The following is a 16418-nucleotide window of genomic DNA, read 5'->3' as shown; positions in this document are numbered from 1 at the left end:
ACAGACACCCACGACCGGCCCCACCCTTGGGCGCGGTCTCAGCGGAAGTCGCGGCTGTGGGTGATGGTGGCTACGGGTAGGCGCTCGACGCGGTGGGCTATCAGGTTCGTCGTGCCTTCGCCGCGTTCCAGGCGGCCGTGGACGATCAGGGCCGCCGCGTCCAGGGCGACCTTGCGGTGCCGTTGCCAGGTGCCGGGCGGGCAGACCACGTTGACCAGGCCGGTCTCGTCCTCCAGGCTCAGGAACACCACGCCGCCCGCGGTCGGCGGTCGCTGCCGGTGGGTGACGACGCCGGCGACGCGCACCTGTGCGCGGTCGGCCAACCGCGGCAACGCCTCCGCCGGCACGACCCGCCGTGCCGCCAGTTCGGCGCGCAGGTGCTGGATCGGGTGGCTGGTCGCCGAAGCGCCCGTCGCCCACAGGTCGGCGAAGGTCTCCTCGATCGGGGTCATGGCAGGCAGCTCGGGCGCGGGCAGGCCGGGAGTGCTGCCGGCGAGCTGCCCGGGCCCGACACCCGCAAGCCCGCCGGCCGCCCACAGCGCCTCCCTGCGGGTGAGCCCGAAACAGCCGAACGCACCCGCTACGGCGAGCGCCTCGAGCGCAGGTACGGACAGCTGCGTGCGCCTGGCCAGGTCCTCCATGTCCGCGTACGGCCGGCCGGCGGCGACCACCTTCGCCTGCTCCTTGCCCAGGTTGCGGACGCTGGCCAACCCCATCCTGATCACCGGCTGCGACTCGACCGGCTGGTGCGGGTGCGCGCACTCCGGCGGGTGGTACTCCTTCTCCAGCGTCACCTCGGCCGCGCTTGCGTTGACGTCCACACCGCGGACCACGACGCCGTGCCTGCGCGCGTCACCGACCAGGGTGTGCGGCCCGTAGAACCCCATCGGCTGGTTGCGCAGCAACGCAGCGGTGAACACCGCGGGGTAGTAGCGCTTCAGGTAGGCGCTGACGTACACCAGGTGCGCGAAGCTCATCGCGTGCGACTCGGGGAAACCGAACCCGGCGAAGCCGTGCAGCTTGTGGTAGATGTCCTCGGCCGTCTGCTCGTCGACGTCGTTCGCCTGCATGCCGGCGAGCAGCCGCGCACGCAGCGCCTCGATCCGCTCCTGGACCGCTTGGAGCCCATCGCCTGCCTGAGCCGGTCGGCCTCCGCGGCCGTGAACCCGGCACAGTCGACGGCGATCTGCATCATCTGCTCCTGGAACAGCGGCACCCCGTAGGTACGCTTCAACGCCCGCTCCATCAGCGGATGCGGCGCGGTGCTCTCCTCCCGGCCGTGCCTGCGGCGCAGGTACGGGTGTACGGAACCGCCCTGGATCGGTCCAGGCCGGATGAGCGAGACCTGCACCACCAGGTCGTAGAACTCCTTCGGCCGCAGCCGCGGCAGCGCCGACATCTGCGCCCTCGACTCCACCTGGAACACGCCGATCGTGTCGGCGTCGCACAGCATCTCGTACACCTTCGGGTCCTCGGCGGGCACGTTCTCCAGCTCGAACGCGACCTGGTGGTAGACGGCCAGCAGGTCGAAGGCGTCGTGCAACGCGCTGAGCATGCCGAGCCCCATTTCGGCCGCAGTCACTGTGTCCTACCCAGGCCATGTCGTGTTCGTCATTGCTCACTACCGAGCGTCCGACCTAGGCCGCCGTCCGGTATGACATTTGTTTCGCTGTCGCGTTCCTGCGTACGTGCGTGACGAGAGTTACAAGGCGTGTTCGAACCCGTCGACGGAGGCAGCGGATGATGTGCCCGCTCCTTGATGACAGCGGTCCATGACTGCGCAGGCCGACGTGGCTCCGCGGACTTGCAGGAAGCAAAGGGCGCCGGCGCAATGGGAGGTCCGCCCGACCTCGTGTCGCACGGAATGTCGTGATCGCTCACACCTCCCCGGTTACCGGTCTGCCGAGCTGCGGCCCCATCGTGCGGCATTCCGACTGGTTCGCTGCTACCCGCGGCGACCCGCCGGCGACCGGTGATCGTGTGTCGTGCTGTCAGGCGCTGCTATAGATGTCGCGGTAGCGGGCCAAGGCGCGGCGTTGAAGGTCGTCTCCTGGTTCGCCGTCGAATCGGTTGGGGTCCAGGAGGTTGATCTGTTCGTTGGTGTCCTGTCCGTCCATCAACGCGACGAGCACTGCGGCGGCTCCCGCCGCGTGCGTGACCCAGATCGCCTCGGCCAGCCAGAGCCCTGACAGTGTGGCATGCGTGCCGAGCAGCGGGAGGTTATCCGGAGTCATCGAGAAGACGCCGTTGAGGCGCTCAGCCGGCTGCCAGCGTTGGTCGTCGGGGAGCAGTCGCATCGCCTTGTCGACGGCTTCGTCGAACAGGGCACCGGGCCAGTCCCGTTCGGCGTGATCAGCGACAGCTGTGATCGGCCAGGGGTGTGGTCATACGTTCCGAGGCCGTCGCGGTCGCCGTGATCCCGCGCGTAGACGTGATACTCGGGCCAGCGGACGAAGGGCGAGGGAGGAAACGGAGCAGTGTGACGGGTGCGGTAGACGTACGGGTGGGCCACTGGCGCGATCGGCGAGCTCGGCCACAGCAGGACCCCAGATCCCGCAGGCGAGCACAACGTCGTCGGCCGGCAGGGTCTGGCCACCTGCACGGACCGAGACGATCCGGTCGCCGCGGATGTCGATCGCGGTGAGCGGAGTGTCGGCGAGGAACCGCACGCCCACCGAGGCGGCCCGAGCACAGAGCTCGGACGTGAGGACGTCGGCCTGCGCTGTCCCGTCGGCGGGAAAATGCAAAGCAGCGGTCACCGACGCGGGATCGACCATGCGGGGCGCCAGCTGTGCGGCCTCGCGTGGCTCCAGCAGCGGGCCGGCAGGCCGGCTGCGGCCGCCGCGTCCGCCCGTTGGGTGAGATTCTGTGCGGCGGCAGGGCTCTGCGCGATTTCCAGCCCGCCCACCAGGTCGAACCCGGCGGCGCCGTCGCGGGGCAGCTCCCGGTAGACGCGGACGCTGTCTCGAGCCAGCTCGGTGAGGACGGACGCTTCGTTGAGGATGCCGACGAATCCCGGGGCGTGACCGGTCGAGCCACGCAGCTCGCCTTCCGGGGCTTGTTCGATGACCGTGACCTCGCCGCGGATGCGGGCGCCCAGCTCGGCCGCCACCGAGGCTCCGACAATTCCCGCCCCCACCACGATCACGCGCCTACTCATGTCCGCCACCCTTCGAGTCGTCAGCGGTGTTCTTGACAATACGGCCGTCCTGGACGACCACTGGGATATTCGCCGGTTCGGTGGGCAGGCCCGATATCGGCCATCGGGTCCCTGGGACCTCGCTCGAGCCACAGACCTCACTGGTAGTGCGTATGCCCGCCACGATGGTCGCCATCGGCGACATGCCGAACTCGACGGGGTGCGCGAGCTCGCGAAGGTTCTGCCCGTGCTGGCTGCGAGGCCGGCGTCCGTCCCCATCGCGACGCGCACACCGGCCTCGATCGCCGCAGGCAGGTTCACCCGCGTTTCCTCCTGCCAGCGCGCTGCCTTCCGATGAGCGTGGTCCCCGATCACCGCCGGTTGCGGCGGCCTCAGGCAGCACGGTGAGAGTCGGTACAAGAAGGGTGCCCAGTTCGGCGATCCGGTCGCCAGCTCACGCGTGACACCGTTTGCCATGTTCGACGCTGTGCACTCCCACCTGCACTGCGTTGGAGATCCCGACGGTACCGATCGCGTGCGCGCGCTCGATGACGTGGCTGCCGCTTCGGAGAGTCGGCAGCGACATGAGGAGATGGCCACGAAGGTGCGCCGCGTCCGGCGCATTGTCAACGCCGACACGACCTTCCGCGGAGAGAACCTCAGGCGCATCGGAGGCAGGGAGACAGCGTTGGCCCGGTGCCTCGCCCGCCGGGCAGGCCTGGACGCCGACGCCGATCGAATGCCGGTACTTGCCGTCGCGGTCTGTGCGGCCGCCAGCCGCATCGGAACCGACGAGTGGATGCTCGAGGACGACCCAGCGTCGACGCCTGGCAGCGGCATGTCGATAGGGCATTTGCCGGCGTCCAAGCTGGCGTGGACCTCCCCGGCACCCCAGGCCAACGCTGACACTGGACCCGCATTGCCGTCGGCAACGCTCAGCGCCGGCGGAGATCCTGAGGTGTGGGCTGGCCTGGGTCTCATGCCGATCTGGACCTGCCCGCCCCTTCGGTGCGGACAGACTCACGCGGGAACGGGTGTGGACCTCGCCTCACGTGGTCCTCCTGTCCCCGCGGGTCCGGGTCTTCGATGCCGATCGCTTGTCGGCACGTAGCCCGTGGCGTACCAGCGTGCGTGCCGTGTGGACGACGTCGTCTACGGAGGTGCGCCGAGGGTTCCACCACTCCGGTGCCCAGTTCAGCGCGCCGACGATGAGCATCCGCGCGGAGAGCAGGTCGACGTCGGGATTGGCAATACCAGCGGCGTGGACGTCGGCGACGAGCTCCTCCCACAGCTTTCCGTACTGCCGCTGCTCGGCGAGCATCCGACGCCGCATCCCCTCGGGGAGCTGGCCGAGGTTGCGGATCGCCGCCATCGTGTAGTCCGACAGTTCGAGCACCACACGCAGGTGCGCTTCGACGGCGGCACAGAGGCGGTCGAGGGGAGGGGTGTCGGCGGGGAGGGCGTCGAGTGCCTCGCGGACGTGTTGCTGGGCGCGTTGCTGGCCGAGCCTGACGACCTCTTCGATCAGCTCGTCGCGGGAGTCGAAGTAGTAGTACAGCGCGGGGGCCTGCAGCTCGGCGACGTCCGCGACGTCGGACAGGCGCGTGCCCGCGTATCCCTTCTGGCACAGCACGGACGCAGTGGCGTCCAGGATTCGTTCGCGCGTGTACCCGGATTTGGTGGCGCCCTGGTCACCCTTCTTGGCCATGCTCGCGATCCTAGACGGCAAGGTGTCGCATTCCGGCGAGTCGTTGCTATTTAATCTGTATTAGATTAAGCTCGCGGTCGAGTCTTGGTCCCACAGCACCCAAGGGAGGGAAAGCTCGTGGCGACATTCACCACGACAGCAGGAGCGGAGGCGCTGGTTGCCTCGCTCAACGAGAACGAGGCGTTCGAACGCGAGACGCGCTGGTTCGACGGCAGTGTGCTGCTGGAGTCGTCGGGCGGGCAGTGCTGGCTGAAGGTCTACCGCGGCAAGGTGATCGACCACCTGCCGTTCATGCCGCCGCTCGGGTACACGTTCAAGGTATCCGGGCCGGACGAGGCGTGGGCGGAGCTGGTGGCGGGACGCCGCCTGTTCGCCGACCTGGTGACCCCGGGACAACGGTACTTCGCCGATGACCCCGAGCTGGCGACACTCGGCGTGATGACGTCCGACCTGAGGGTCGAGGGGAACGTGATGGAGGCGAACCGGCTCACCGAGGCGGTGTACCAGCTCGCTGAGACGTACGCGCGCACAGCGGCAACGAGGAGTTCGTGATGAGCTACGGGATCTGCGACATCACCGGTCACTACATCGACGTCGACGGCACGCTGACGTTCTACGATGAGCTCGGTGACGGGCCCGCCATCGTCTGCGTGCATACGGCCGGCGCGAGCAGCCTGGAATACCGGTACCTGCTGGCCGAGCTCGCCGACCGTGGCTACCGTGCGATCGCGCTGGACCTGCCCGGCCGTGGACGCACCTACCCGGCGGGCTGGGAGGTCACGACGAGGATCCACCCGCACGCGGAGTTCGTGCACCGGTTCACCCAGCTGGTGTGCTCGGGGGGGCGTCCCGTGATCACGGGGTCGTCGATCGGCGGCGACATCACCCTCGACATCGCCGCGCACCACGGCGAGGACTACCTGGCGGCGATCCCGATGGAGGGCGCGGCACGCACGCCGACCTTCCCGGACCCGAGCGAGTACATGTACCCGTCCTGGACGCCGGGCTGGCAGGACCTGATGGAACGCGTGTCCGGCGCATCGCTGAACCGCGCGTGCCCGGCGGAGAAGGTCGAGGAGCTCCGGTGGATGCACCGCAATGCCCAGGTCAGTGCAGTGGGCGACCTGTGCGGCTGGGCCAACCACGACATCCGTGACGTCCTGCCGGGCACGCGCTGCCCGGTGCTCGTGGTCAAGGGTGCCGACGACTTCTGGCTCCCCGAGGAGCTCGTCGACGAGACGGTGAAGCTGCTGCCTGACGGTGAGAAGCTGGTCCTCGACGGTATCGGCCACTACCCGATGTTCGAGGACCCAGCCCGTATCGCTGACGTCATCGTCGACTTCGTCCAGCGTGTGAACTCTCGTGCGGTCGGCGCGGCGACCTGACGCGCTTACCGACGTCGACCAGCTACGGGCGGTCGTCGGCGGCGAGATGGGCACCGCATCTTGGGTGTCGGTCAGCGAGGACCGCATTGCCCAGTTCACTGCCGCGACCGACGACGACCCCTAGCCCGGCACCACGACGGTGCCGGGCTTCTTGTTGTTAGCGCTGATCGCGAAGTTCCTGCCGCAGGTGCTGCCCCTCGGTGGTGTACGCATGGTGGTGAACGACGGCCTGGACCGGGTGCGCTTCCCAGCGCCGCTACCCGCCCATACTCGGGTAAGAGCGACGGCGCGGCTGCTGGACGCCGTCGAGATCGACGGCGGCGTGCAGGTGAAGGTGCGCTATACGATGCTGCCGGAGCGTTCGGCGACGCCGGTGTGCATCGCCGACCACCTCACGAGGCTGTATTTGGATCCATCCCACGACCTCGCGTCCCCAGCGATGCGTACTGGTCGCGCAGAACGCGCTTGAGTACCTTGCCCGAGGCGTTGCGGGGGAGCTCGTCGACGAGCACCACGTGTCGCGGGCATTCGTAGCCAGCGAGCTGGCCGCGGCAGCGCGCCACCAGCTCGTCTGCGGTGACCGTCATGCCGGGGCTGGTGACGATGACCGCGCATGGGCGTTCACCCCACCTGGCGTCCGGGATGCCGATGACGGCTGCGTCCTTCACCGCCGGGTGATCGAGGAGCACCGCCTCGACCTGGGCGGGGTAGATGTTCTCGCCGCCGCTGATGATCATGTCCTTGACACGGCCGACGACGTAGAGGTGACCGTCGGCGGTGAGCCGGCCGAGGTCGCCTGTTCTGCACCAGCCGTCGACGAACGTCGCCGCCGTTGCCTCGGGCTTGTTGTAGTAGACGCCGCACGTCGCTGGGCCGCGGACCCAGATCTCGCCCTCCTGGTCTGCTGCGGCGTCCGCCGCGAGGTCGTCGAGGCGCGCGATGCGTACTTCGACCAGCGGCATCGGTGTGCCGACGCTGGCGGGATGGGTGTCGAGGTCGGCGGGGTCCATGACCGTGGAGATCGGGCCACCCTCGGTGAGTCCGTACGCTTGCTCCAGCGAGACGTCGGGGAGCGCCTGCCGCATCTTGGTCACCGCCCACGCCGCCATCGGCGACCCACCCGTCACGACCCGGCGCAGGCTGGGCAGGTCGAGCGCGCCGGGCGCGTCCGACGTGAGCAGGTCGTAGATGACGGAAGGGACGAGAAAAGTGTCCGTGACACCGTGTCGTCGCACCATCGCGGCGATCCGTTCAGGGCGCAGGCCGGTCGAGCGCATCATCACCGCGTGGCCGCCGAGCATCAACGCCGGCAGCGCCCAGTCCTCGACCGCGCTCACGTGGTACATCGGCGTGGTGGACAGGCAGACGAGATTCTTGTCGTACTTCCATTGCATGACCTGGATGGCGCATTGCCACAGCGTCGTGTCGTGCGACCACAACGCGCCCTTGGGGCGTCCCGTGGTGCCCGACGTGTACATGATCATGCACGGGTCGGTCGCCGCCGGGTCATCAACCGGTGGTTCGGTAGCCGGCTGCGTCGCGAACGGGTCGGCGCCTTCTGTGAAGGCCACCGGCGTCAGGTCGGGCAGCACGCCGAGCATCTGGCGCAGCTCGCCGGTGAAGGCGTCGTCGAGGCACAGTACCGTCGCGCCTGAGTCGCGCAGTGCGTAGTCGAGCTCGGCCGGCGCCAGTCGCCAGTTCAGCCGTACGGCGATCGCCCCGATCCTCGTGGTGGCGAGGTAGGCGGCCCAGTACTCGAGCGAGTTGCGCATCAGCAAGCCGACACGGTCGCCCGCGGTCACGCCGAGGTCGAGCAGGCCGTTGGCGTACCGGTTGACGTTGGCGACGAGCTCGCCGTACGTCCACGTGGGCCCGTCTTCCAACGACACCGCGGGACGGTCGCGGTAGCCTGCCCTCGCCCGCTGCGCCACGCTGCGCAGCACGCTGCTGGTGAACATCGCTCAGCCTTCCAGCCTGGTCCGGACGACGAAGTCGTCGAGGTCGGCGCGGCGCGTGAGCGCCCAGTAGTCGACGATCCGCCAGGGTGAGTTGGTGACGACGCGCCCGTTGCGGTTCCGGTACCAGGTGTCCATGCCCGGATGGGTCCAGATCATCCGCGCGTGTGCGTCGTCGAGGTCGCGATTGTACCGCTCTGTCACGTCCGCGCGTGGCTCGACGGACGTGATGTCTGTGTCGATCATCTGCGCGACCAGGTCGACGATGTACCTCACCTGGCACTCCGCCACCGTGATGTAGCTGCCGCCGTGCCCGAGGTTGGTGTGTGGGCCGTAGGTCAAGAAGAGGTTGGGGAAGTCCGGTACCGTGATGCCGAGGTACGCGTACGCGTCGTCGTCGCCCCAGACGCCCCTGAGGGTTCGTCCGGAACGCCCGCGGATGCCCAGCTCGCCGAGCAGCTTGCGTGCCTCGAAGCCGGTCGCGAACACGACCACGTCGGCGGGGCGTTTGCGGCCGTCGGACGTCTCCACGCCGGTACGGGTGAACCGCGTGACGGGTGCTGTGACGAGTTCGACGTTCGGCCGGCGCAACGCCTTGAACCAGCCGTTGTCGAGCAGCATCCGTTTGCCGAACGGTGGGTAGTCGGGCAGTGTCTTTGCCTGCAGGTCGGGGCGGCCGTCGAGCTCGCGCATCAGGTATCTGGTGAAGTACGTGCGGTGGCCGTCGTTGACCGCGTTGACGGCGTGCTGTCCGAGACCCCAGTCGGGGTCGATCTGCAGCGATGCGTGTGTCTTGTCGTTGAACGTCCACGCCAGTCGCACGCGGTACCAGGCGCGGTAGTACGGCACGTGAGTGATCAGCCAGTCCTTACGCGGGCTGACCGGTTCGAAGTAGTTGGCGTTCGGCGCGACCCACTGTGGGGAGCGCTGGTAGACGGTGAGGCTCGCGACCCGGTCGGCGACGGCGGGGACGATCTGCATCGCGCTCGCGCCCGTGCCGACGACGGCGACGCGCTTCCCGGTGACGTCGAGGCCGTCTGGCCAACGCGCGGAGTGAAACACCGGGCCGGTGAAGTCGGCTGCTCCTTCGATGTCGGGCACGGCGGGGCGGTTCAGCTGGCCGACCGCGGTCACGACGGCGCGCGCGGTGAATCGGTCCGTACCGCCGTCAGGGCCGACGACCGTCACCGTCCAGCGCTGCGCAGTGTCGTCCCATTCGATGGCTGTCACCTCGTGGCGGAGCCTGATGTGGGGCCACAGCTCGAAGTGATCGGCGAACTCCTCGAGATAGCGCGCGAGCTCGTCGCGTTTCGCGAAGTGCGCAGTCCACCGGCGCGGAAAGTACGAGAACGAGTAGAGGTGGCTCGGTGTGTCGACGCCGGCGCCTGGGTAACGGTTCTCCAGCCACGTCCCGCCAACAGTCGCGTTCTTCTCCAGCACAGTGACAGGCACGCCCAGCTCACGGAGCTTGACCGTCGCGGCGAGCCCGGAGACACCGGCACCGATCACGACGACCGGGAACCCCGCCGCTCTCTCGGTGTCGACGACCCGTGACCGCGCAGGAGCGAAACCCAGCTCCTCTGCCATCATCGGCTCGAAGTCCGGTGCGACCTGCTCACCCATGCACACCGAGAGCATGGTCGTCAGCAGGTCGCCGCGCGGTGCCGGGACGGTGACCGGTCGGCCCTGGTCCCAGGCGAGCACGGCGGTGGCTGCCGCGTTCCGCACACGTTGCTGGAGGTCCGGGGACAGACCACCGTCGTCGTGGTCGCTCATGCCGGGAATGCGGGTGGGCAGATATGGCTCGCGCAACCAGCTACGGTTGCCGCTCAGCTGGAACAGCACCATCAGCAGTGTGGGCACGTTGGCCTCGACGAGGGTGTCACGCAGAGTCGCCTCGTCGAGGGAGGTAATGCGTTCCGCGGCTCTCGGCACGGTAACCTCATTCCTGAATCTAATGTAGATTAGAATCAAGATGAGGATGGTGGCAAGCGAGCTGGTTGGGTAGAGCGCTCAGTTCGCGCACTTCGGCTACAGGCAGCGATGGCTGGTCGATCTGACGCGCTGCCAGGTCGACCGTGCCCTTGGCGTCACGGTCTCCAGGCTGGAGTCGCCGCGGGCTCCTCGGCATGCCAACACGTGTGGTGTTTCAGATCGGTACACCCCGCGGTGGCGGCTGCGGCCGCACACTGCATCACACGGTCCCGCCGTTACGGACAAAGGAGTATCGAGATGGCGGTCTCTTCCGAACCTCAGCAGTCGAAGACCTCAACTGACGCAGATACGCTCAGGAGCCTCTACGCGGACTGGACCGAGATCCTCGCGTCGACACCGGACCTGAACATACGGTTGCTCCGGAGCATCTTCGACGAGTGGCACCAGCCCACCCGCGAACCCGAGAACGTCACCTACAAGGAGGAGACGATCGGTGGCGTACCTGGCATCTGGGCCCTGCCCAGCGGTGCCGACCGCGCCAAGGTCCTGCTCTACACTCACGGCGGCGGCTTCGCCGTAGGGTCGGCGGCCAGTCACCGCAAGCTCGCCGCGCACGTCGCGCGAGCGATTGGCGTCACAGCATTCGTGCTCGATTACCGGCGAGCACCGGAACACGTCCATCCGGCGCAGGTCGAAGACGGTGTCGCGGTGTTCCTAGCGCTCACCGACCGAGGGATCGCGCCGGCCGACATCGCGACCATCGGTGACTCAGCCGGCGGGAACCTGGCCGTCGCGATCCCGTTGGCACTGCGTGCTGACGGCCGGCCACTGCCCGGGCGGGTGATCGCGTTCTCGCCGTGGCTGGACATGGAGAACAAGGGGAAGACGTTGGTCACCAACGACGCCACCGATGCGTTGATCACGGTCGGTTTGCTCGAGGGCATGATCGCCGGCGTGCTTGGTGGCACGGTCGCTCCCACGACGCCGTTGGCGAATCCCTTGTATGCCGACTTCACCGGTTTCCCGAGGCTCTACGTCAACGCTGGTTCGGTCGAGTCACTCGTCGACAACGCCACCCGGCTCGCCGCGAGCGCCGACGCTGCGAGCGTCGACGTGACGTTGTCCGTCGTCGAGGGTATGCAGCACGTCTTCCCCTTCCTCGCTGGCCGCGCACCGGAAGCGGACGAGGAGATTCGACGGATCGCCGTCTGGTACCACGGCTGACCGTGTCAGGCCTATCGACACCTACCGAGCAAAGGAGCATCACTGATGGCTGCCAGCAAGACGAGCACGGACGTCGACGCGATCGTCGTGGGCGCGGGATTCGGGGGCATCTACATGCTCCACAAGCTACGCAATGAGCTCGGCCTCACCGTCCGGGCGTTCGACAGGGCCAGCGGCGTAGGGGGCACCTGGCACTGGAACCGATACCCAGGAGCATTGTCGGACACCGAAGGTTTCGTCTACTGCTACTCCTTCGACAAGGATCTGCTCCAGCAGTGGACCTGGGACACCCGTTACCTCACGCAATCACAGGTCCTGGCCTACCTGGAACACGTCGTCGAGCGTTTCGACCTCGGCCGTGACATCCAGCTGAACACCGGCATCACGTCCGCCGTCTTCGACGAGTCGAGGAATGCGTGGGAGGTCCGCACCGACACCGGCGAGACGTTCACCGCGCGGTACCTGGTGTCTGCCCTGGGGCTGCTCTCTGCGACGAACATCCCGGACATCGCCGGGCGGGACACGTTCGAGGGGGAGGTCTACCACACCGGCGCCTGGCCCGAGGAACACGACCTTGCCGGCAAGCGAGTCGGCGTGCTCGGCACGGGTTCCACCGGATGTCAGGTGATCACCGCGCTCGCGCCGGAGGTCGGGCACCTCACCGTCTTCCAGCGTTCGGCACAGTACAGCGTCCCGATCGCCAACGGTCCGGTGACCGAAGACTATGTTGCGTCGGTCAAAGCGAACTATGACCAGGTCTGGGACGGCGTGCGCAACTCGGTCGTCGCCTTCGGCTTCAAGGAGAGCGCCGTCGCGGCGATGAGCGTTTCGGAGGAGGAACGGCAACGCGTCTTTGAGAAGGCATGGGAACGCGGTGGCGGTTTCCATTTCATGTTCGGTACGTTCAGCGACATCGCCACGGACCCGGAGGCGAACGAGGCCGCGGCGTCGTTCATCCGAGCCAAGATCGCGGAGATCGTCGAGGACCCGGAAACCGCGCGCAAGCTGACACCGACGGACCTCTACGCCAAGCGACCACTGTGCGACCCGGGCTACTACGAGACGTTCAACCGCGACAACGTCTCGCTGGTGGATGTCAAGGCCAACCCGATCGCCGAGATCACGCCGAAGGGTGTGCGGACCGAGGACGGCCAGGAACACCAGCTCGACGTGCTCATCTTCGCGACCGGCTTCGACGCGGTCGACGGCAACTACACCCGGATCGACATCCGCGGACGCGGGGGAAGGTCCGTCAAGGAGCACTGGAAGGACGGACCGACCAGCTATCTCGGCATTTCGACGACGGGCTTCCCGAACCTGTTCATGATCCTCGGACCCAACGGGCCCTTCACCAACCTGCCGCCCAGCATCGAGGCCCAGGGTGAGTGGATCTCCGAGCTGATCAACAACGCGGAGCGGTCGGGTGTGACATCGATCGAGGCGACCGCGCAGGCAGAGGAGGGATGGACCACCACCTGCCGCGAGATCGCGAACATGACGCTGTTCCCCAAAGCGGACTCCTGGATCTTCGGCGCCAACATCCCCGGCAAACCCAACACCGTCATGTTCTACATGGCTGGCCTGCAGGCCTATCGCCAGCAGCTTGCCGAGGTGACGAGCAACGGCTACGCGGGCTTCGAGATGGCTCCATCGGCACAGGTCTCGTAGGACGAGCCTCATAGGACGAGCTGTTACGCGGCCTGGGTCGTCCGCTGGCCCTGAACCCGTCGCCCCACGGAAGGACTCTTCAATGGATGCGCAGACCGTCATACTCGGGGTCGCCATCGCGTACTTGGTGGTAATGATCGGCATCGGACTCTGGGCGAACTCCAAGATGACGTCGTCGAAGGAGTTCCTGGTCGCCGGCCAGTCACTGGGATTCTTCGTGATGGCGATCGCCTCGTTCTCTTCGATCCAGAGCGGCTGGGGCATGGTGGGTGCCAGCGGCACCACGTCGGCATGGGGTCCCGCCGCGTTGGTGGCCGGGGCGTTCCTCGCGCCGTTGGGGCCGTTCCCGACGGCCGCGCAGACGGCAGCCTCGCGATCACCTGGCGGCGCAGCGGCGTCGAGGGAGCAGAGACCGCCCCGCCCCTGTTCCGTTCTGGAACATGATCGTCGCCGGGATCGATGAGATCATGTGCTCAGAGCCTCTGTTCAGAGTCGAGGAGTGGCTGTGTACGCGTACGCCGTAACCGAAGACGACACCACGGTTCGGCAGGTCGAACTGCCCGACCGTCCACCACGGGCCGGCGAGGTCACCCTGCGTGTGCTGCACGTAGGTGTCTGCCACACCGACACCCATCTCCGGCAGGGGTACTACGATCTCGGGCGGCGCGGCAGGCTCCGGCTCACCGACCGTGGCATTGCCTACCCGCTGGTCATGGGTCACGAGATCGTGGGCAGGGTCGAAGCCATCGGTCCCGACGTCCGCGACGTCGCTGTCGGGGAGGAGCGGCTGGTCTACCCGTGGATCGGCTGCGGCTCGTGTCACCTCTGCGCTGCCGGCTTGGACAATCACTGCGGCTCCGGCCGAACGATCGGGGTGAACAGACACGGCGGCTACGCCGAGCTCGTGACCGTCCCCGACGAGAAGTTCCTCATCGACATCTCCGGACTGGAGCCTGCCTGGGCGGCCACCCTGGCCTGCTCAGGTGTCACCGCGTTCAGCGCCGTGAACAAGGTGCTGCCGTTGCCGGCCGACATGCCCGTCGTCGTGATCGGCGCGGGAGGAGTCGGGCTGACCGTGGTCGGTGTTCTTGTCGCGCGTGGGCACCGCAACGTCTGCGCCGTCGACATCAATGCGGCGAACCTCCGGCTCGCGTCGGCTGCAGGCGCGACGACAACACTGGTGGTGGACGGAGACCGGGCGCAGCAGGATCTGTCCGAGGCATGTGGCGGGCCGGTCCGTGCCGTGATCGACGTCGTGAACAACACCCAGACCGCCGAACTGGCCTTCAACGCGCTCGGCAAGGCCGGCAAGCTCGTGCAGATCGGGCTGTTCGGCGGCGAACTCACCGTGCCGACCGCCCTCATGGCGTTGAAGATGATCACCATCCAGGGCAGCTACGTCGGCACACTCGACGAGCTGCAGCAACTCGTGACGATCGCACGGACCAGTGAGCTACCACGCTCACCGGTCGTGCCTGGCACGCTGGACCTCGCCGGCGTCAGCGGTTCCTTGACCGATGTCGCCAACGGAGGGGTCCCCGGCCGGATCGTGCTCTCGTCATGAACACCAGCGCCGAACCGTGGCCCACCGGACCCGCAGCCGACCAGCAACGCATCCGGCAGGCGAAGGACGACCTGCTGAGCAATGGCCTCCTCGCCGTGCGACCGTCAGCGGTGGGCGTGAGAGACGTCATCGAGCGCAGCTGGCGGCGTTCCCTCGGTGACACTGTTCCGACGAGACCTGACGAGATCCCCTACCAGGAGATCGACGGACACGAGCTGGAACTGGGGAGAGCCGCGGCCACGGTCTTCGACCGGCTCAGCGACCACATCGGCGAGGTCCGGGTCGCGATGTTCCTCAGTGACCACACCGGCAAGATCATCATGCGTCGAGTGAGTGAACCCAGCCAGCGCAGCGTGCTCGATAACGCCTTCGCGGCGGAGGGGTTCGACTTCTCGGAGACCTCGATCGGGACGAACGGCTTGGGCACCGTCATCGCGGAACGCCGTCCGCTCGTCGTGCGGGGCAGCGAGCACTACAACGACATGCTCGAACCCATCACCTGCGCCGGCACTCCAGTCTTCGAACCCTTCACAGGGCGACTGGTAGGAACGTTCTCCCTGGCCTGCTACACCGTCGATGCGACACCGCTCACGTACGCCGTTGCGATCGATGTCGGTCGTCAGATCGAGAGCAACCTGACCGCGATGCGCGGCGCCAAGGAGCGTGCCCTCATCCAGGCATACCTGGTCGCCAACCAGGGAGAGCACGACCCCGTCCTCGTCGTCAACGAACGGGTGATGTTCGCCAACACCGCAGGGCTGACCTACGTGAGCAGCGACTCACACGCCTTGTTGTGGACACACCTGTCCGACGCCCCGCTGGAGCGGGGACCACAACGGATCGGGATTCCGTTGCCCACCGCATGGCGCGAGGCTGTGGTGGAGCGGGTCGACGGGAGCCACGAATCCGATGCCGCATACTGCGTCCGCCTGCTCCCGGCCGACCACGACCCGCCGCACCGGGCCGGCACGGTCTTGACCGGATCGGCGATCCGGCTGCCGGCGGCGTCGCTGAGTGTGACGCCGGACGTCCAGACGCAACTCATTGACGCCATCTGCAGTCGGGACTGCGTCGCGATCGACGGCGGACCAGGGACGGGCAAGTTCCATGCTGCGTCCGCGGTTTACCGTACCTTCCGCACTCACGTGTCGCCGCTTGTCATCGACGTCTCCTGTCATCGTCGGGACGACGAGTCCGGCTGGTTCTCTGCTGCGAGCGAGGCGCTCGCCGAGGACAGGCCGGTGATCCTGCGGCATGTGCAGGATCTTGAGCCGCGTGAGGTTAACAGGGTCAAGGCGCTCGTCCAATGCCAGGATTCCGCAGGTTCTACCGCCACTGCGGGTGATCGCTGTGCTGCGCTGGTCATGACGGTCGATCTGGATGCGGCGGAAGAGCACGTCCAGTCCTTAGTGGGCCAGCTGGCGACCATTGTGCGGTTGCCGACGTTGCGTGAGATACAGCAACAGATCCCGCAGTTGGTGGGCCACATCCTGACCGGTCTGCCGGACGGGCGTCGGGAGACGACGTTCTCCTCGGAGGCGCTGCAGGCGCTGATCGCGTGGTCGTGGCCAGGGAATGTCGCCGAGCTCTCCCGGACCGTCGAGGATCTTGCTTGCCGCATGCCGGGAGGGGTGGTGCGGCTCACGGATCTCCCGACACGGCTGCAGCACGCCCGGTCCCGTCGTCAGCTGACCCTGATGGAAGACGCGGAACGGCAGGCCATCATCTCGGCGCTGCACCGATCCGGCGGAAACCGAACCGAAGCCGCCCAGGCACTCGGTATCGGCAGGACAACGCTCTACCGCAAGATGGTGGCACTGCGCATCGACGCATGAACGGC

General features: G+C 67.4%; 10 protein-coding genes and 3 pseudogenes. 8 read left to right on the top strand and 5 right to left on the bottom strand.

Annotated elements, in window-relative coordinates; genetic code table 11:
• Positions 1-38: 38 nt before the first annotated feature.
• From GEV07_00615 to GEV07_00605, 3 genes and pseudogenes are all read right to left on the bottom strand, one after another.
• Positions 39-1567 (bottom strand): annotated as a pseudogene (locus GEV07_00615) (hypothetical protein).
• Between the two features lie 424 nt (positions 1568-1991).
• Positions 1992-3160, bottom strand: a pseudogene (locus tag GEV07_00610) (FAD-dependent oxidoreductase).
• 1027 nt (positions 3161-4187) lie between these two features.
• On the bottom strand, positions 4188-4847 hold the full coding sequence (locus GEV07_00605; GenBank protein MQA01271.1) for a TetR family transcriptional regulator: 660 nt from the start codon (positions 4845-4847) through the stop codon (positions 4188-4190).
• A gap of 117 nt (positions 4848-4964) precedes the next feature.
• Between GEV07_00605 and GEV07_00600 the strand changes: the two genes are divergently transcribed.
• The 3 genes from GEV07_00600 (at position 4965) to GEV07_00590 (ending at position 6701) form a co-directional block, all read left to right on the top strand.
• On the top strand, positions 4965-5399 hold the full coding sequence (locus GEV07_00600; protein MQA01270.1) for a hypothetical protein: 435 nt from the start codon (positions 4965-4967) through the stop codon (positions 5397-5399).
• Positions 5399-6232, top strand: a complete 834-nt coding sequence (locus GEV07_00595; GenBank protein MQA01269.1) for an alpha/beta fold hydrolase — start codon at positions 5399-5401, stop codon at positions 6230-6232. Before GEV07_00600 ends, GEV07_00595 begins: the two co-directional genes overlap by 1 nt.
• A gap of 151 nt (positions 6233-6383) precedes the next feature.
• Positions 6384-6701, top strand: coding sequence for a hypothetical protein (locus tag GEV07_00590; protein ID MQA01268.1), 318 nt, complete (start codon positions 6384-6386; stop codon positions 6699-6701).
• Here GEV07_00590 and GEV07_00585 read toward each other — a convergent pair.
• Complete coding sequence (locus tag GEV07_00585; GenBank protein ID MQA01267.1) at positions 6625-8190, bottom strand: AMP-binding protein; 1566 nt, start codon at positions 8188-8190, stop codon at positions 6625-6627. The genes GEV07_00590 and GEV07_00585 overlap by 77 nt on opposite strands.
• 3 nt (positions 8191-8193) lie before the next feature.
• Entirely contained in the window at positions 8194-10035 is a 1842-nt protein-coding gene (locus GEV07_00580) for a SidA/IucD/PvdA family monooxygenase (protein MQA01266.1), read from the bottom strand.
• Positions 10036-10419: 384 nt separating this feature from the next.
• Between GEV07_00580 and GEV07_00575 the strand changes: the two genes are divergently transcribed.
• The 5 genes and pseudogenes from GEV07_00575 (at position 10420) to GEV07_00555 (ending at position 16413) form a co-directional block, all read left to right on the top strand.
• Positions 10420-11346 carry an alpha/beta hydrolase fold domain-containing protein gene (locus GEV07_00575; GenBank protein MQA01265.1) on the top strand — a complete coding sequence of 309 codons (927 nt, stop codon included), beginning with the start codon at positions 10420-10422 and terminating at the stop codon, positions 11344-11346.
• Between the two features lie 45 nt (positions 11347-11391).
• Positions 11392-13014: a SidA/IucD/PvdA family monooxygenase gene (locus GEV07_00570; protein MQA01264.1), complete on the top strand. Its 1623-nt coding sequence runs from the start codon at positions 11392-11394 to the stop codon at positions 13012-13014.
• A gap of 82 nt (positions 13015-13096) precedes the next feature.
• A pseudogene (locus tag GEV07_00565) lies at positions 13097-13330 on the top strand (sodium:solute symporter).
• Between the two features lie 189 nt (positions 13331-13519).
• The gene (locus tag GEV07_00560) at positions 13520-14578 is read left to right on the top strand and encodes an alcohol dehydrogenase catalytic domain-containing protein (protein ID MQA01263.1); all 1059 of its coding nucleotides are present in this window, start codon (positions 13520-13522) and stop codon (positions 14576-14578) included.
• Entirely contained in the window at positions 14575-16413 is a 1839-nt protein-coding gene (locus tag GEV07_00555; protein ID MQA01262.1) for a GAF domain-containing protein, read from the top strand. The genes GEV07_00560 and GEV07_00555 overlap by 4 nt, the downstream gene beginning before the upstream one ends.
• Positions 16414-16418: the final 5 nt, after the last annotated feature.

This window comes from Streptosporangiales bacterium, from assembly GCA_009379825.1.
In the GTDB taxonomy this organism is placed as follows: Bacteria; Actinomycetota; Actinomycetes; order Streptosporangiales; family WHST01; genus WHST01.
This window is presented reverse-complemented; position numbering and strand designations above follow the sequence as displayed.

Bases quoted from the DNA above. Each gene is read 5' to 3' on its own strand.
- GEV07_00595 (MQA01269.1), top strand. From the start codon at position 5,399: ATGAGCTACGGGATCTGCGACATCACCGGTCACTACATCGACGTCGAC.
- GEV07_00570 (MQA01264.1), top strand. From the start codon at position 11,392: ATGGCTGCCAGCAAGACGAGCACGGACGTCGACGCGATCGTCGTGGGC.
- GEV07_00605 (MQA01271.1), bottom strand. From the start codon at position 4,847: ATGGCCAAGAAGGGTGACCAGGGCGCCACCAAATCCGGGTACACGCGC.
- GEV07_00585 (MQA01267.1), bottom strand. From the start codon at position 8,190: ATGTTCACCAGCAGCGTGCTGCGCAGCGTGGCGCAGCGGGCGAGGGCA.
- GEV07_00575 (MQA01265.1), top strand. From the start codon at position 10,420: ATGGCGGTCTCTTCCGAACCTCAGCAGTCGAAGACCTCAACTGACGCA.
- GEV07_00555 (MQA01262.1), top strand. From the start codon at position 14,575: ATGAACACCAGCGCCGAACCGTGGCCCACCGGACCCGCAGCCGACCAG.
- GEV07_00580 (MQA01266.1), bottom strand. From the start codon at position 10,035: ATGGTGCTGTTCCAGCTGAGCGGCAACCGTAGCTGGTTGCGCGAGCCA.